Origin of the sequence: Pseudoalteromonas sp. BZB3 (assembly GCF_040104455.1) — a bacterium.
Taxonomy (GTDB): domain Bacteria; phylum Pseudomonadota; class Gammaproteobacteria; order Enterobacterales; family Alteromonadaceae; genus Pseudoalteromonas.
This window is the reverse complement of sequence record NZ_JBECOS010000014.1, coordinates 203,715-221,684: the sequence shown is the minus strand read 5'-3', so window position 1 is coordinate 221,684 and position 17,970 is coordinate 203,715. Positions and strand designations below refer to the sequence as shown.

The following is a 17,970-nucleotide window of genomic DNA, read 5'->3' as shown; positions in this document are numbered from 1 at the left end:
AGGCCTGCCGCCAGCGTTCAATCTGAGCCATGATCAAACTCTTCAATTAAAAGTTTTTTGAATCCGAAGATTCGTGCTCAATGAATTCTGTATAAATTGACTATATAGTCACTCATAAGAAATTGAGGCTCTAAATTTTTTTGCTCCTGAATCAAGAGCTGTTAGAACTCAATCTGTACGAGTGCCCACACAGATGATTGCTTCATATTTTTAAAGAACAATGTAACTAACCTTGGTTAGTTACCGCAGCCTTGCTGCGAAGTGGAGCGCCATAATAACGACTTCACTTTTTATGTCAACACTTAATTTTAAAAATTAAGTGTTATTTGACTCGACATCGTTTTGATTTGCTTATCAGCGTCTCGCCCCGTGTCAGTGGGGTCGCATTATAGGGAGAGCAGAAAATTACGCAAGCCCTTTTTTAAAGAAAAATGCAAAAAACCAACTTTTCGCGTATATTTTGAACGAAACACCTATTTTCATATATATTGAGGCTATAAAACATACAAATATGGCGTTCTGTTTGAGGGTTTATGACTTATCCGCGACTCTATAACTGCCTTCATAATCAAATAGCTTTTCCTTTACTTGCCAACCGTACTTCTTATGTTGGTTTGCAATCACAAAGTCTGGTGCTTTTAATTGGTACGCATATTGTTGAACTACCGAAGCCTGCTTAAAGTTAATTGGAGAAGAGACACCAGACACACGTTTTGCGTATTGCTTATTAAAAACGTACACACTTTTACTGTTATCAAAGTCATACACCTCACTACAAGATGCGCCGTCTTCATCAAAGTAAGTTACTTTTATCTTTTCATTGGCCAGAGTTGTAATAGACAAACCACTACAACGTAAAACCATAGCGTTTTTGAGATTCAGTGCCGCTCTCAATTTATCATCCGGATCAGCCATAATAGAATGACATTGATGACATTGCCTCGCTGCTATGTCATTTTCAGCCCCACATTCATCACATTCTTTAAATTTAAAGCGGTAGTCACATTGTTGCTCTACTTCGCCATTATCTAGTAATCCCTGACAACGGCGGCCAAAATGTTCTATGACTTTGCCTTGCTCATCTGTTTTGCCCCAGAATATATTTGCAAAGCCACAACCAGGACAAAGTACTTGAACCGGTTCATTATCTGAACTAGGTTTTTTAGCCCCCACTTCAGGTTGAAACAAATTAAACTGATTACCTGCAAAGTCCATAACGAGACAATCTTTTTTGTCATCAGCAAGCCGTAAACCTCGTCCAACTATTTGTTGATACAAACTGACGGATTCGGTTGGTCTTAATATAGCGATAAAATCAACATGGGGGGCATCGAAACCAGTCGTAAGAACGGATACATTTATAAGGTACTTTATTTGTTTGTTTTTGAAGTTCTTAATAATGGCATCACGCTCTGCCTGATGGGTATCACCAATCACCAGTGCAGCTTCGCTTTGGGGCAAGTACGAAAAAATTTCTTTCGCATGCATAACCGTGGCAGCGAAGATCATTACACCTTTTCTTGAAGTACTTTGCTCTATCACATGGTCGATGATGCTTTTTGTCGCTCGGGTTTGGCTATCTAACAAACTATTCATTTCTGTTTCGCTAAACCTGCCAAAATTATCTGTTGTTAGACTCGAGAAATCATAATGTTTTATTGCCGGATCAACTTGTTTAGGCGGCGTAAGGTATTTATTGCTTATCATATACCTTAAAGGTAGCTCGAAAATACACTTCTTAAATGGAGAGTCGCTATTTCCTCTGGCAAAGCCATGATAATGATGTTGATAGATCCAACCCATGCCTAAACGATATGGTGTCGCGGTTAAACCTAACACCTTTAAACTCGCGTTATGTTCTTTCAAAGCTGAAATGACTTTGCCGTACTGACTTTTATCATCTCCATTTACGCGGTGGCATTCATCAATAATGACTAAGGAGTATTCTTCATTTAATTGGTCGATATTTCTGGAAAGCGATTGAACACTGGCAAAGGTGACTTGATGAATAAGTGACTTTTGTTTTAAACCTGCAGAGAAAATACTCGCTCGTAGCCCAAAGCTTTTATATTTTTCACTGTTTTGCTCTACCAACTCTTTTACATGAGCTAAAACAAGAATTTTTTTTCGGGCAAGTCTAGCCAACTCTGCAATCACAAGGCTTTTGCCTGCACCTGTTGGTAAAACGATTACTGCTGGGTCGTTAGTTTTCTTAAAATGAGAAATGGTATTTTGAACAGCTTCTTGCTGATAAGGTCTGAGCGTGTAAATAACTAACCTCTAAAACAAATGAGCAGGCTATAAACCTGCTCACATAAAGACTAAACTTAAATTACTGCGTATTGTTGCAGGTCAACATCAACAAATACTTTAGGACGTTTTCCACGACCACTCCATTCAAATATCTCACCGTCTTTCTCCATGCGATATTTAATGGCTACTTTACTGCGTTTGTCAGTCGGAGCACTTTCAAGCAAATCCTCAACAGTCAGTCCTTTATCTTTAATTAAAGCTAATACTTCTGCTTTTGCAGCTTCCTGCGCTTTTTGTGAGGCAATTGCGTCGTTTATTAATCCAAGTGCTTTTTCTAACTCACTAACACTTGCAGACTTAATAAATGATCTTATTTCTTTCATTGCCTTCTCTCAAATATTTAATTTCTATTTAGCTTAGTTGTGTATTTTAAATCAATTACACACTCATATTAATAGTATAAATATATTAAAAACTTGCAAATATTATATTTGTTACGAAATATAATTGCACAAAAAAACGCGCTTAATGCGCGTTTTAGAAATTACAAAAAATAGTTAAGTTATATTTAAACTACTTTCCAGTCGATTTCTGCACCCGCTTTAATAGGCACAACATCTGCATCACCTAGTGGGTAACTGTCAGGCACCTGCCAAGGTGACTTCTCTAGCGTGATGGTATCGCTGTTTCTAGGCAAACCATAAAAATCAGCACCAAAGTGGCTAGCAAAGCCTTCTAGCTTATCTAATGCATTTACTTCTTCAAATGCTTCAGCATATAACTCAATTGCTGCGTGAGCAGTATAAGCACCCGCACAACCGCATGCTGCCTCTTTCTTATCTTTGGCATGAGGCGCAGAATCAGTACCTAAGAAAAACTTAGGATTACCGCTTGTAGCAGCTTTTATTAGTGCCTGTTGATGTGTGTTACGCTTAAGAATTGGTAAGCAATAATAATGAGGGCGAATACCACCAGCTAACATATGATTACGGTTATAAAGTAAGTGGTGGGCAGTAATAGTAGCTGCTACATTGTCAGAGGCTGCTTCAACAAACTCAACCGCATCTTTTGTTGTGATGTGCTCTAGTACAATTTTAAGTCCAGGGAAAGCATCAACAACTTTAGATAATTTTGTTTCTAAAAACACTCTTTCTCTGTCAAAGATATCGATTGAAGAGTCTGTTACTTCACCATGTACTAATAGCAACATGCCTACTTCTTGCATTGCTTCTAATGCAGGAAATACATTTTCAATGTCAGTAACGCCTGAGTCTGAATTGGTCGTTGCACCAGCAGGGTAAAGTTTTGCAGCGAAGATTTTACCTGTAGCTTTTGCTCTTCTGATTTCTTCAGGGGTAGTTTTATCTGTTAGATATAAAACCATAAGAGGCTCAAAATTGCCTTGTGGCTCTGCAGCCATAATACGATCACGATAAGATAATGCTGTATCTGTACAAGTTGCAGGTGGTACAAGATTTGGCATGATAATGGCGCGCCCCATGTAACGGCTCACATCACGGACAGTATCTTTTAACTGCACACCATCACGAAGGTGAATATGCCAATCATCAGGTCTGGTAATTGTTAGGGTAGTTGCTTTACTTGTCATTGCTTATTTCCGCTCCTCAGTTTGCTCGATCATAGGCACTTAGCCTTATCTAGTAAAGTTTTTAGGACGAAATACTCCCAACTTCTATACACTCATTTACAATCAAATTCGTTAATAACCCTATTTTATTATGTCGTTTTAACAACAAGTAGGTTAACGTATAGCCATGGACCAGAATGAATATTGTGCATGCTTTCGAATAACAACAAATTAGAATCAAAAACCGAACAGCTCAGCATTATAAATCAATTTTCATCTTCGCTTTTACAGATCACCCAGCTAGATGAACTTTTTGATTACGTAACTTCTCAAGTAGTAAGTCGCTTAGGCTTTGTAGATTGTGTTATTTATCTTGCAGATGAACAGGCTGAATTCTTAGAAGAAGTAGCATCTATGGGTGTCGCGCACCAGAGTATCGATTACCAAGTTGCTCAGACTCGTATTCCAATTGGTCAAGGTATTACAGGCCATGTGGCCCGCACGCAAGTCCCTTTTGTGTCTGGAGATGTTAGAAATGAAGCAATGTATATTGCCGATTCTCGCCCTGCCCTTTCAGAAATCTGTGTTCCTTTAGTTTATGAAAATACTCTACTCGGGGTAATTGATTGTGAACACCCTGAATTAAATTACTTTACCGATGCGCATTTACAAATACTGTCTACCGTTGCTCACTTATTAAGCGCAAAAATATATCAAGTTCGTACACTAGATAATTTAACAACGACAGTAAAACAATTAAATCAAGCACAACAACTTGAACAATGTTTATTAAAAATTGCCAACATCGCATATAAATCAGCCGATCTAAATGCATTTTATGATGATTTATATCAAATCATTAATACCCAATTACCCGCGGAAAACTTTTTTATTGCGCTTTATAACCGCAAGACAGATGTCTTAGAAATAAAATATCTTATTGAAAGTGAATTAAAGTGTTTAGCAACGCCAAAAATTTCAAAAGACCAATTAAAAGATTCTGCGTCGTATTATTTGCTGAAAAGTAATAAAGCGCTGCTGTGCGATCAAGCCCAATTTAAACAGCATATTGAAGACGGACATTTTAAAATGCTTGGCCGCTCTCCACTTTCTTGGTTAGGTGTACCTTTTACCGTTAATGAACAGTATCAGGGGGTCATTGTGTTGCAAAGCTATCAAAAACATAAAAGCTTTGAAGCGCATGATCTTGAGATCCTTACTTATATAAGCCGCCAAGTAAGTATGGCTATCGATCGTCAAATTTCTCGCCAAGCCCTTGAACATAGAGCATTACATGATGAACTAACTGGTTTGGCAAATCGTTATTTATTATTTGAACGTGTCAAACATGCCATCTTGGCTTTAGGACGCGCAAAGCAAAAAAACCTCCACTGCTTACTTTATTTAGATCTAGATAGGTTTAAAAGCATTAACGATTCATTGGGTCATGATGTGGGTGACCACTTTCTCATTGCAATAGTTAATATGGTAAAAAGCTGTATTCGTAAAACCGATACCTTTGCAAGACTCGGCGGCGATGAATTTGCTATTTTCATGGAAAATGTTCAAGACAAACACCAAGTAAAACTGGCGCTTGAACGCATCACTAATGCTATCGCAAAACCTTTGCACATTGATGGTCATGTATTGCAAGCATCAAGTAGCATTGGGGTGGCATTTACAGAAAGTGCTCAAGACAATGCAATCTCATTACTGCAACAGGCTGACGCTGCCATGTATGAAGCCAAGTCTCGTGGTAGAGGCCAAGTCTGTTACTTCAATAACGCCATGCGCCGTAAGCTAAAGCGTCAAGCCGATATTGAAAATGACTTACAACATGGCATCCAAAACAATGAGTTTGAGTTGTTTTTTCAGCCTATTTTTGCCTTGCAAGACCCTCATATTGTCAGCTTTGAAGCATTGGTAAGATGGCATCATCCTAAAGCCGGCTTTGTGCCACCTAATGACTTTATTCCTATTGCTGAGCAAACAGGCCAGATCATTGACCTAGACCTTCATTTACTAAAGCTTGCTGGCGCACAGTTACAAAAATGGCGTCGCACTGGTATGCCGACAATTCGAGTTACCGTCAATGTCTCGTCTCGTCACTTTGCCAGTCTTGAATTTGTAGATTTTATGAAAGAGATCTACACCAAGTACCAGTTACCCAATGGGACATTGTGTTTAGAAATAACCGAATCAGGTTTAATTGAAAACCTTAGTCTCGCAACGCGAATTATTGAAGGATTAGAGCCACTCGGTGTAAAACTTTATCTAGATGATTTTGGTACGGGCTATTCGGCGCTTGGTTATCTTCATCAATTACCCATTCATGTACTGAAAATAGATAAGAGCTTTGTAGACCAATTAACACAAAAAGAGAACCCCTTGGTAGATGCGATTTTATCTCTAGCCCACTCTTTAAAGTTAACTGTGGTTGCTGAGGGTATTGAGAACCCAAAACAATGGGCGCTACTAAAGCGTAAAGGTTGCCAATTTGGTCAAGGCTATATTGTGTCAAAGCCACTGCCTGCAGATAAAGCCATGGAGTTATTACTTAAACATACAGAGATGGTGCTACCAATTTAAAAGTGACCTTCTACTTAAATTAATAAAAAAAACCTGCATTACGCAGGTTTTGTTTTATCTTCTAGCTAAATTTATTTTTAGTTCAAGCTAATTTTATCCTAGTTCCTTTCTGAGCTCTTTGGTCGCTTTTACCATGTTATCAAGTGCAGCTCTGGTTTCTTCACACCCACAAGTTTTTAGACCGCAATCAGGATTAACCCATAAACGCTCTACTGGGATCTTCTTGGCGGCTTTATGGACCAATGATTTGATCCAAGCAATATCTGGCACATTCGGACTATGGATATCATACACACCTGGACCAATTCCGTTTGGATAGGCAAAATCTTCAAAAGCATTAAGCAATTCCATGTTCGAGCGAGATGTTTCTATGGTGATCACATCAGCATCCATATCGGCGATTACGCCAATTATGTCATTGAACTCTGCATAACACATATGAGTATGAATTTGCGTTTCATCTTTAACCCCCGATGCTGACACTCTAAACGCATAAGCCGCCCAATCAAGATAATTTTGCCATTCACTTGTCTTTAATGGCATGCCTTCTCGAAATGCCGGTTCGTCAATTTGTATGATATCAATTTCCGCGCTTTGTAAATCGACGACTTCATCTCGAAGCGCCAATGCGATTTGATTTGCAATGCTTGGCTTGTCGAGATCATCTCTAACAAATGACCAAAATAAAATGGTGACAGGCCCTGTAAGCATACATTTCATTTTCGTAGCGGTTTGCGCTTGCGCATATTGCGTCCAGTTCACAGTCATTGGCTTTTCTCGAGATACATCGCCCCAGATAATAGGCGGTTTAACACAGCGAGAACCATAGCTTTGCACCCAACCAAATTGCGTAAATGCAAATCCTTCGAGCTGCTCACCAAAATACTCAACCATATCATTACGCTCAGCCTCACCATGCACTAGCACATCGATATCAAGCGCTTCTTGCTTTTCAACCGTATAACGGATCTCCGCTTGCATTTGGTTTTCGTACTCTGCGGCTGAAATAACACCGGCTTTAAACTCTTTTCATGCTTGGCGAATGGCTTGCGTCTGTGGAAAGGAGCCTATGATTGTGGTCGGTAATAAAGGCAGTCCTAATGCGGCTTGCTGCTTTTTGACACGTTTGGCAAATTCACTTTGTCGCTTTGCGTGTTCAGCAGTAAGTGATGCCACTTTTTCTTGAACCACAATGTTATTTACGCGCTTAGAACTCGCTCTGGCTTTTACAGGCGCAGAATATAAATCTAAAGTTGTTAGTGCTTTATTCCCAATGGTCGTCTTAAATAGCTTAAGTACTTGTGCCTTTTGTTTTGCGAACGCCAACCAAGAACATAATTCAGCATCAAGCTTTTCCTCTTGATCTAAATCTACCGGGGTATGGAGTAATGAACATGACGGTGCTAACCATAAATTATCACCACGATTTTGTGCTATGGGCTCGATTTGATCATAAATAGAAGATAGATCTGCTCGCCAAATATTACGGCCATTAATAACTCCTAAAGATAAAACTTGGTCATCATTTAAAAGCTGGTTTAACTTTGCAAGATCTTGCTCACCTGCGACACAATCAAAATGCACACCTGAGACAGGGTATTACTGAATATCTTTATAGTAATCTTTTACTGAATCAAAGTAGCTTGCCAGTAAAACCTTCACACCTTGCCCATTTAATATAGCAAAAGAAGTGCGCAATGCACTGCGATACTCATCTGATAGCTCTAGGGCAAGAATTGGCTCATCAATCTGTACCCATTCAACGCCAAGCTCAGCCAGCTTTTGTAATACTTGCTGATAAACCGGTAGTAACCTCTCTAGAAGCAAAAGCTTATTAAACGGCTCATCTACACACTTGGCTAAATGCAAATAAGTTACAGGCCCTACCAAAACAGGTTTAACTTTATAACCCAGACTGTGTGCTTCAGCGACTTCTTCAAACAATGCTTGCCAACTAAGTTCAAAGATTTGATCTTTAGAAAGCTCGGGTACTATATAGTGGTAGTTGGTATTAAACCATTTGGTCATTTCACTCGCAGCACAGGCACAACCACTTGGCGCTTTGGTATAGCGCCTACCAATAAGCTGGTATTGAGTTCATGGTCATACCATGCAAAATCGCCAACCGGGAGTAATTCAATGCCCGCTTCAGCCTGTATAGCCCAATTCTCGGCTCTGATAACTTTGCCTTTCTCTGTTAACTCAGTCTGAGTGAGCTGGCCTCGCCAATACGCTTCGACTGCAAATTTGAGTTCACGTTTTTTGCCAACTCGAGGAAAACCTAAATTATGAATATGCGCCATGCTCTTTCCTTAAATAATGCGGATGTTTAGATGGCTAAAAGTATTAACATGAGATAGGATGAAGACAACTGATGGTTTTTCAGTTTTAACTTGAACAAAATTAATCAAATAAATTTGTAAAAAATATGATCAAAACATGACAACGCTGTCAAAAATAGTGTTATAGTGATTTTGCTAATTAAACACAGCTTTATGCTGTTTTTATAAACTAGCAAACACGGAAATTAAAGTTATGCAGTTCAGGAATAGGTGAACTCTGAATTTTGCTCACTCTAAGAATGAGATTTATTGAAGATGATAGATATTAAACATTTAAAAACCATTTCAACGCTTAAAGAAACCGGCTCGCTTGTCAACACAGCCCGTGAACTGTTTTTAACTCAATCAGCTTTATCTCATCAAATTAAAGACTTAGAGAACAAATTAGACTGTCAGCTGTTCGAAAGAAAAACACAACCAGTGCGTTTTACCCCACAAGGTATGCTACTACTAGAATTGGCCAACGAAGTGTTACCAAGAGTGGAAGCTACAAAGTGTCGGTTAAAAGAAAGTCTCAATCAGCCAATTTCTCAACTGCGCTTAAGTGTTGAATGTCACGCATGTTTCCATTGGCTACTGCCGACAATCAAAGAATTTAACAATTTCTGGCCTGACATCCATGTAGATTATGAGCGCGGGTTTAGCTACGACGCCATTCCTGAGCTCCTCAACGATGACTTAGATTTAGTATTAACTTCTGACATTCGAGAAGCAGACAAGCTTGAATACGCGCACCTTTTTGATTTTAAGTTGAAGCTGATTGTATCACCCGATCATGAACTGGCTAAAAAAGCCTATGTCACGGCCCTCGACTTAAAAGACGAAACCATAATTTCGTACCCTATTCCAAAAGAACGCCAAGATATTTTTAAGCATTTTATTCAAAATGCACGCTTTGACGGCACATTAAAAACGGTTGACCAGGGATTACTTATTTTCCAGTTAGTCAGTGCCGGTATGGGTGTTGCTGCTCTACCTGATTGGTTAGTGACACCTTATGAAAGCCAAGGATTAATTAAGTCTATTCCGCTGGGCGCACTGGGTTTAAATCGTCCAATGTATTTGGCCATGAAGAAAAATATGAAAGACAACCCTGTTTATCGTCACTTTTTAAATACATGTAAGCAAAGTAACGGACGATAACCACAGAAATCATCTGGTTGTCTTACTGATTCTATTTTAAACTAGCCCAAATTATCTTTGGGCTTTTTTATGTTTGAAATCAAAAAGATCATCGGCGGCCTCTTGATGCCCTTGCCACTCACCTTAATTATCTTGTCACTGTGTTTATTATTTATCGCAAAGCAAAATAAAAAATCATACTTGATTGCTTGGCTTTGTGTTCTTGCCACTTGGTTTATAAGCACACCTTACGGCGCGAACCTCTTGATTGAACCTGTCGAAAAGTTCCAAGCACCTTTTGATATTAAAAAGCACAAAAAGCTCGACTATATTGTTGTACTTGGCTGTGATGTTTATGCCAACAGGCGCTTGCCAGCAAATGGCCAACTTGGTGGTTGCGCGTTATCGCGTTTAGTTGAAGGGCTTCGTCTGGCAAATGCATACCCACAAGCCAAACTGATTGCCTCAGGGTATGGCTTTGGTAAAACCACAGGCGCTGATTTAATGGCAGAGACTGCTAAAAGTTTAGGTATTGCCAAGCACCGAGTGTCGACCAACCCAACTGCCAAAGACACCGCTGATGAAGCAAAACTACTTGCACCAAAATTAGTAGATAGACAAGTTGCATTGGTAACGTCAGCAAGTCATATGACCAGAGCCAGTGACTTATTTTATGTCCAAGGCGTGGATGTGATTAAGGCTCCAGTACAATTTTACACTTATACAAATACTCCTACTTATAAGCTTTTTATTCCAGATTCGGGGGTATTAAGAGCGGTTACAAGCCACTGGCATGAAGTCATAGGTAAAGCCTGGATAGCGTTAAGACGATTCATTAATCCTGAAGCTTTATGAATCAGTGCTTAAAAATACGTTAAAATGCTTACTTTTACAGCGCTTTATCGCAATTTAGAAGGCTAAAAGTAGAGAAATGGCGCAAAAAATTGAAAATTAGCCCAATTTTCGGTATAAATGCGCCTTTAAATTAAACCCGCGTATCCGCGTATTAACGACTAGGATCTACGATGAGTAAACTTGATAAAACTGAAGTATTAAGCGCTTTTGAAGCTGCATATGAAGCTGCCCATGGTAAAAAGCCAGAGATCACAACTAAACCTGGCTGGTACAGCATTGACGGTGGCAAAAACATGCGTCTTGCAGATGTAGCAGCACTAACAGAAGAGCTTACTTCTGGTTCTGCGGCTCCTAGCCAAGAAGCGGCTCCTGCTAAAAAAGAAGCAAAAAAACCAGCAGCGCCTGCGAAAACTAAAAAAGCAGCATTTACTGTTGTTAAAGCTAACGAAGAAGGCTATACACCAGAAGAGTTCTGGATTATCCGTCTTGCTGAAAAAGAGCATGACTGTCGCCTTCCACGTGGTGTGGTTTAATCCCCACTCACAGTTAGACATAAAAAAACCGCGTTTACCGCGGTTTTTTTATGTCTGAGTTTTAATCTTTCAATATTAAAATCCAGCAGGAGTGAGACCTAAGCCTCACTCACCAGTAAAAAAATTACTCTTCGAAGAATAACTTCTCACGTTTTTTAGCACCCACTTCTTGCATTGTTGACGCATCAAATAAACGTCCATTGATCATTGTATGGCTGATCTTGTCCGTATCTCTGATATTATCTAATGGGTTTTTATCTAACACGATTAAGTCAGCTAATTTGCCCGCCTCAATTGAACCAATGTGTTCATCAAGACCAATATGCTTAGCCGGATCAATCGTAGCTGCACGCAATGCCTCATGCGGTGTCATGCCACCTTGTGCAAACATCCAGATTTCCCAGTGTGCCGCTAGGCCTTCACGCTGACCGTGTGCACCTAGATTCACTAGCGCACCTAAGTCTTGTAACTCAGCAGACACACGTGCGTTGTTGAAGTGATTATAGTGGTGATCTGGTGATTTAATACGACGCATTGAACGTGGTAGTAATTGGTTCTTAGGCACAAACTTACTTAATCTTGGGTGTGCCCACACATCGGTTTTATCGTACCAATAATTTTCACCCCAAATACCGCCATAAGCCACACCTAGCGTTGGTGTATAACCTACATCAGTCTGCGACCATAACTGCTTAATGTCATCATAAATATGCGAGACAGGTAAAGAGTGCTCAATACCAGTATGACCATCAACGACCATAGTGAGGTTGTGTTGTAACAATGAACCACCCTCAGGCACAACCATCATGCCTAACTGACGACCCGCTTCAACCACTTGCTGACGCTGTTCACGACGCGGTTGGTTATAAGACTTCACACTAAAGGCACCCACTTTTTGTAAACGCTCTAAGTGGAACTTGGCATCGTCTAATGAATCAACGTGTGATGTATAACCCGGCATATTCGCGCCGTACAAGATTGTGCCAGTTGAGAAAATACGTGGTCCAACAATTTTACCTGCCTTTTGCATTTCGCTGGCTGCAAAGATCTCTGTGGTATCGTTAGATGGATCGTGAATGGTTGTTACACCTAAAGACAAGCCCGCAAAGTTCTTCCAGTTTTGCTCTGGAATAATCTCGTTGCTGCCTTGCGCACCGTGGGCGTGAACATCCACTAGCCCAGGTAAAATAGTCTTGCCTGTTACATCAATCACTTTTGCGCCTTTTGGAATGCGCACATCAGCTTGTGACCCCACCGCTTTGATGTGTTTGCCATCGGTCAGCACCACACCATTTTCGATAACTTGCTCGCCTTTCATGGTAACAATGGTTGCGCCAGTTAACGCTATCATGCCTTTTGGCTCGGCCATTTTCTGCTTGAAACCAATGTTTGTACCACTGGCCACTTTAAAGTCAGCATCTTCTGCTTTATTGATATCAAACATGCCAGCAAGTGACGCGTGATAAAGCTCAGGTCCTAGGCTCCAATACAGTTTATCACCTTTAGCACTCCATGAAATGCCCTCACCTGCTCTGACAGATAACTGCTCAACAGGGAATTGTTTATCGCTTGGAGAGATATTCATGGTTTTGCCACTTTCAACAAATGGCGTCACAAATACTTTAAAGCGTTCAGCAAATGCGAGATATTTACCATCCGGAGATACACGGTACTCTGTCGCATGTTTTGATTCGTATAAAACCTGTGTTTTCTTTGTCTCTAGGTTTACTGCGCGTAATTGCGGTTTAGGCCACCCCGCCATTACAAAGATACGGTCGTTTCTGTCAGCAAACTGAGGTTGGAAACCTGACTCTGTGATGAGCTCAGACTCACCGCCTTTACTTGAAACTGTGTAAATACCCGACTTTAACGACCACTCTGGCGTTAAAATCGAACTGCCTGAAGTTTTACGATACACCACAGTGTCACCATCAGGGCTAAATGTTGGCTCTACAAATTTACCAGGCTGTTTAGTCACGGCTCTACCACGACCTGAGCGCGTAGATACAACACGTACCGAGCCCTGCTCTTTGTCATCCCAAGTGACATAAACAATCTTTTTGCCATCACGAGAAAATTGCGGGAAGAATTCAAAATGCTCTTTTTGTTTAGTCAAACGCTTAATTTTGCCCGACTCAAGATCTCTTTTATAAATGTGACCCATGGCTTCAAAAATAGCCGTTTCACCGTCAGGAGATACTTGTACGTTACGAAGCATTTTCACATCGAACTCAGGCTCATCGATGTCTTGAGCAAAACGTAATGCCTTTTGCAGCTTTTTGGTGGTTTCTACTTTGAAGGCAATCTCTTCAACTGACTTGTCTTTCACTGCCAGTTTATGAATTTTACCACCCGCCCAAAATACTAAGTGCTTCTGATCAGGCGTCCAAGCAATGGTTGGATATACACCGTGAATGGCCCAGGTCTCTTGCATATCACGCTCAAGTTCACCATAAAGCTTAGTATGCTCACCTGACTCTAAATCATATAAATAGAGGCTTGATTGAAAATCGTCACGTTTAATATATGCCAGTGTTTTGCCATCTGGTGACGGGGTTGGACGAATCGCACCACCCATGCCCGATAAGATCACCTCGATCTCACCAGTTTCTCTGTCTAAGCGCTTAATTTTATAAATGCCTGCCACTGAATCTTTTGAATAGTGGAAAGTTTTGCCCGGTGTGGCATCTTGAGAGAAATACACATAACGACCATCTGGCGAGAATGCAGGTTCGCCTAAATCTTTTTGCTCATTTGGACGCTTTGTGAGTTGAACACCATTGCCACCGCTTTTGTGGTACATCCAAACTTCACCCGCTCCTAAAGAGCGAGTACCCGTAAAGTGCTTACGTGCCACGATAAAGTTACCATCAGGACTCCAAGCAGGACTGTTCAATAAGCGAAAAGTTTCTTTGGTAACGGCGGCTTGCTCTGATCCATCGGTCTTCATCACCCAAATATTGTCTCCACCACCTTGATCTGATGTAAAGGCAATATACTGACCATCAGGGCTAAAACGTGGTTGCATTTGCCAACCAATGTCTGACGTTAACTGTTTGGCTTTACCGCCTTTCATCGGCATAGTGTAAATGTCGCCGAGTAAGTCAAACACAATGGTTTTACCATCTGGGCTGACATCGACATTCATCCAAGTACCTTGCTCTACCGATACTTTCGCATCAAAGAACTCACCTTGCGGCGCATCAACTTGCCATTTTTCTGATTTTTCTGCGGCCTGTGCACTGCCGAGTGCCAATGACACAGAAAGTGCGAGCGCACTATAAAACTGTTTTTTCATCTTGTTGTCTCTCAGTTATCATTACAACTGATTGCAACAAAATTTCGAATGACATGCCAGAAAAAGCCACCAATTGCAGATTCTATCGACGATACCAGTTACGGGGATCAAACTGGTAATAATCCGTCAGTAACGTGAATAACTCCGGGTCGTATTGCTTCAACTCAAACGGTTTTTCTATGAATGTCTCGGTCAGCACTGCAAAAAATTCCGCCTCATTGGTTGCCCCATAACTATGCATAACATGATGCATACCGTAAGCCACATGACTTTTCAAGTTTGAAAATGCACGAGTAAACACTTTACCCCATTGTTGATACATGGCCTCTGAATGTAACTGAGGTGTACCATTGGTTTGCCCTGTTTGCTGATCGAGCTGATGGGCAAATTCGTGAAATACCAGATTATGACCATCTTCAGGTAATCTATGCCCTTCAATGACGTTATCCCAACTTAAAACCAAAGTACCACCGGGCCAAGATTCCCCTTGTCTAACCGAAGTATGGTAATTAACCAGCCCTGCCGTATCGCGACTTTGCTGTGAAGCATAATAGCTACTGGGATATAACAGCACTTCTTTCACATTTGGATATAAAGGCCACTGGCTGTTCAGCACCAATAAACAAGCATCGGCAGCAATCAGTAAGGCCATGGCACGGGTTACTTTTAAACCATCGCGGCCTAACACACGCTTTTCACCTAAAAACCAGACAATATGACTTTCGAGCTTTTCGCGATCTTTATTGGTCATATTACGGTAGATAGGCATATATTTAAGTAAGATTTGCTTATCTTGGTCTAACAGGTTTTGCTCAGCATATTTATGCTGCCAATATTGCCTCATCACATCGTGCCAACGCCAATAAATAACCACAAAGGCGACAAGTGCCAACATCAAGAAAATATTTATCATGTGAATACTCTTTACTCTACTAGTGACTTAGTTGGTACGAATTGCAGCGATTTCAATATAGCTTTGATAAAATCCAAGAAACTTAAAAATTATAAGATAGAACACTCAGCCATGACTTTACCTATAGCCCAGATAGAAGCTGATTTTCACGCTCATATTGACTCATCTCCGCTTGTGATCAGCGCAAGTACGGGTTCGGGTAAATCAACTTGTTTACCCGTTTGGGCAAAAAAAATTGGCCGAGTGTTGGTAGTACAACCAAGGCGTATTGCCTGTACGTCTCTTGCAGAATATTTGGCAGAGCAAAGCCAGCAACCGCTCGGAAAAGAAATTGGCTATGCCATTCGTTTTGAAAGCCACTTCGATGAAAACACCCAAGTGATATTTGCCACACCTGGTGTCGCATTGCGGTGGTTTTTTGAATCTAAATTAAAAGAGTTTGATGTGGTCATGCTCGATGAATTTCACGAGCGTCGCTGGGACATGGATTTGCTGCTTGCCCTTCTCAAAAGTCATCAAGCTCATAAACTCATCGTCACCTCTGCCACACTAGATACACAACCTTTATGTGATTATTTACACGCAACGCACCTACATAGCGAAGGCAAAATGTTCCCTGTCGAAGAGACTTTTATTGCGGATGATATGCGGGCGATGCCAAGCAAACATGACTTATCCCCAAGGGTATACCAAGCTTGTAATCAAGCATTGCATGATACCCAAGGCGATATTTTGGTGTTTTTGCCCGGTAAAGGCGAAATTCAAAGTGCTGCTAGCGCGCTCAAGAAGTTAGATGCCATTGTCATTGGTTTGTATAGTGGTTGTCATAAATCTCAGCAAGATTTAGCACTCAAGCAACAATCAAGACAGCGTATTATCTTAGCAACCAATGTCGCAGAAACTTCATTGACCATACCCAATATTACTTGTGTGATTGATTCAGGCCTTGAGCGTCGTACACATCTTCGTGGCGGTAAAACAGTACTGGCACTAGAAGCCATAGCTGCGGACTCAGCAAAACAACGACTTGGCCGCGCAGGTAGAACACAAGCAGGCAGCTGCATACGCTTATACGGTCAATATGCGCCACTAATAAAAACCACGCCGCCAGAAATTCACAGGGAAGCCTTGTCTGAACTGGTATTGGCGAGCGCTTGTGCAGGATACAACATACATGCATTGCAATTTCTAGAGCCATTACCTAGTAGTTCATTAAATGCAGCCATTGCGCAATTAAAAAAAGTCTCCGCCCTTGATGGCGATTTAAACGCCACTGAACTGGGTAAAGTATTATATCCGCTGCCCGTAGACGCAGAACATGCATACTTAATTACGCAGATGCCAAGCGGAGTACTAAAACAAGCCATGATCGATACCATTGCCGTTTTAAGTGTGCCAGCAAGGGTTTATCAGCTACCGAATAATTCAGAGCAACTCGAAGAATTAAACAAGACCCTACCCAATCATTGCGATCTAGAATTGGCAATTAATCTACTTAGAGGTAAAGCCCCTCATGTAAATGTCGAACAAAACGCGTTTGAAGAGGCCAAGCAATTTAGCGAACAACTACGAGAGGCCTTTTCATTACCAGAGCTGAGTAAAGCCGCGAATTTTGATAGAAATTTACTCTTACAACACATTGCTCAAGCTAGACCTGATTTACTCTACATAAAAAGAAATAACCGACGTGGTGCCTTCGGTAATGGCCACAACGAAGTGATCCCTGCCAAAGAATCCCGCATTAACGACAAGGCGCAAGCAATGATAGTGTTAGACACCTATGCCATGGCCGGTAAAGGCACAAAACAAGCCATGACGTTGGCAACCTGCGCCGCGCCAATACCACTTAGCATTATTAGTGAATTTGCGCAGTGCGAAACCACACTCAACAACGCTGAAATCATTGACGATGACATCATGGTGAATATAAGCCACGTTTTTGCCGGAGTAGAACTTTCGTCAGAACTTGAGCCTGTCACGTATGACACCCTCATTCCCGCCTGTGTCGAGCTCATTCTCAATAATCAATTAATGCTTGGCGTTGCCGAGCAACTGACTGAGGCAATTGATTTTCATACACTTTATAACCTATCAAAAAATATCACAGAGGCACTGCCAACAGCCGACCAATATTTGCTAGAAACGTTGACTGATTTGGGTATTCGTGAACAAGATGACTTGGCTTTAATCGAACCAGAAGACTTATTTTATCAAGGCATCGAGTCTTGGTTAATCGAGCCATTTAAAGAAAAATACCCGCTTAAAGTCGATTTACCTGAGTTAAAATTATCGGTTGAGTATTTCTTTAAAGCAAAGCGTTTAATCCTTCATTATCATAGTGGCGCGCGTAAAGATGCACCTAAAAGATGGGAGTTGCCAGCTTGGCAAGGATTTAAAATTCAGTATAGAAAGGCGAGTAAAGTGGTTGATGTGAAATAACGACGATAAAAATTTGAAACTATAACAATTTGAGTAGT

Annotated in this window: 10 protein-coding genes and 1 pseudogene; 5 read left to right on the top strand and 6 right to left on the bottom strand. The window is 40.9% G+C overall.

Going from position 1 to position 17,970, the window contains the following annotated elements:
• Window positions 1-531: 531 nt before the first annotated feature.
• The 3 genes from ABMY35_RS16845 to pyrC form a co-directional block, all read right to left on the bottom strand.
• Window positions 532-2,271, bottom strand: coding sequence for a DEAD/DEAH box helicase (locus ABMY35_RS16845; protein WP_349287267.1), 1,740 nt, complete (start codon window positions 2,269-2,271; stop codon window positions 532-534).
• A gap of 56 nt (window positions 2,272-2,327) precedes the next feature.
• Window positions 2,328-2,636 (bottom strand): H-NS histone family protein, encoded by a 309-nt coding sequence (locus ABMY35_RS16840; protein ID WP_349287260.1) that lies wholly within the window; start codon window positions 2,634-2,636, stop codon window positions 2,328-2,330.
• A gap of 185 nt (window positions 2,637-2,821) precedes the next feature.
• Window positions 2,822-3,862 (bottom strand): dihydroorotase, encoded by a 1,041-nt coding sequence (gene pyrC, locus ABMY35_RS16835; protein ID WP_349287259.1) that lies wholly within the window; start codon window positions 3,860-3,862, stop codon window positions 2,822-2,824.
• A 189-nt stretch (window positions 3,863-4,051) separates the two neighbouring features.
• On the opposite strand from pyrC, the gene ABMY35_RS16830 reads away from it, so the two are divergent.
• Window positions 4,052-6,430 (top strand): GGDEF domain-containing protein, encoded by a 2,379-nt coding sequence (locus ABMY35_RS16830; protein ID WP_349287258.1) that lies wholly within the window; start codon window positions 4,052-4,054, stop codon window positions 6,428-6,430.
• 93 nt (window positions 6,431-6,523) lie between these two features.
• On the opposite strand, the pseudogene metE reads toward ABMY35_RS16830, so the two are convergent.
• Window positions 6,524-8,733 (bottom strand): annotated as a pseudogene (gene metE / locus ABMY35_RS16825) (5-methyltetrahydropteroyltriglutamate--homocysteine S-methyltransferase).
• Window positions 8,734-9,027: 294 nt separating this feature from the next.
• Here metE and ABMY35_RS16820 point away from each other — a divergent pair.
• The 3 genes from ABMY35_RS16820 (at window position 9,028) to ABMY35_RS16810 (ending at window position 11,282) form a co-directional block, all read left to right on the top strand.
• Window positions 9,028-9,915 carry a LysR substrate-binding domain-containing protein gene (locus tag ABMY35_RS16820; protein ID WP_058029305.1) on the top strand — a complete coding sequence of 296 codons (888 nt, stop codon included), beginning with the start codon at window positions 9,028-9,030 and terminating at the stop codon, window positions 9,913-9,915.
• 69 nt (window positions 9,916-9,984) lie between these two features.
• Complete coding sequence (locus ABMY35_RS16815) at window positions 9,985-10,749, top strand: ElyC/SanA/YdcF family protein (RefSeq protein WP_349287257.1); 765 nt, start codon at window positions 9,985-9,987, stop codon at window positions 10,747-10,749.
• Window positions 10,750-10,919: 170 nt separating this feature from the next.
• Window positions 10,920-11,282: a hypothetical protein gene (locus tag ABMY35_RS16810; protein ID WP_058029303.1), complete on the top strand. Its 363-nt coding sequence runs from the start codon at window positions 10,920-10,922 to the stop codon at window positions 11,280-11,282.
• 124 nt (window positions 11,283-11,406) lie between these two features.
• On the opposite strand, the gene ABMY35_RS16805 is transcribed toward ABMY35_RS16810, so the two are convergent.
• Together ABMY35_RS16805 and ABMY35_RS16800 are read right to left on the bottom strand one after the other, a co-directional pair.
• A complete protein-coding gene (locus tag ABMY35_RS16805; RefSeq protein ID WP_349287256.1) occupies window positions 11,407-14,580 on the bottom strand; it encodes an amidohydrolase family protein in 3,174 nt (1,057 codons plus the stop codon).
• Between the two features lie 82 nt (window positions 14,581-14,662).
• Window positions 14,663-15,493 (bottom strand): M90 family metallopeptidase, encoded by an 831-nt coding sequence (locus ABMY35_RS16800; RefSeq protein ID WP_349287255.1) that lies wholly within the window; start codon window positions 15,491-15,493, stop codon window positions 14,663-14,665.
• A 111-nt stretch (window positions 15,494-15,604) separates the two neighbouring features.
• On the opposite strand from ABMY35_RS16800, the gene ABMY35_RS16795 reads away from it, so the two are divergent.
• Window positions 15,605-17,932, top strand: coding sequence for a helicase-related protein (locus ABMY35_RS16795; RefSeq protein ID WP_349287254.1), 2,328 nt, complete (start codon window positions 15,605-15,607; stop codon window positions 17,930-17,932).
• Window positions 17,933-17,970 lie beyond the last annotated feature (38 nt).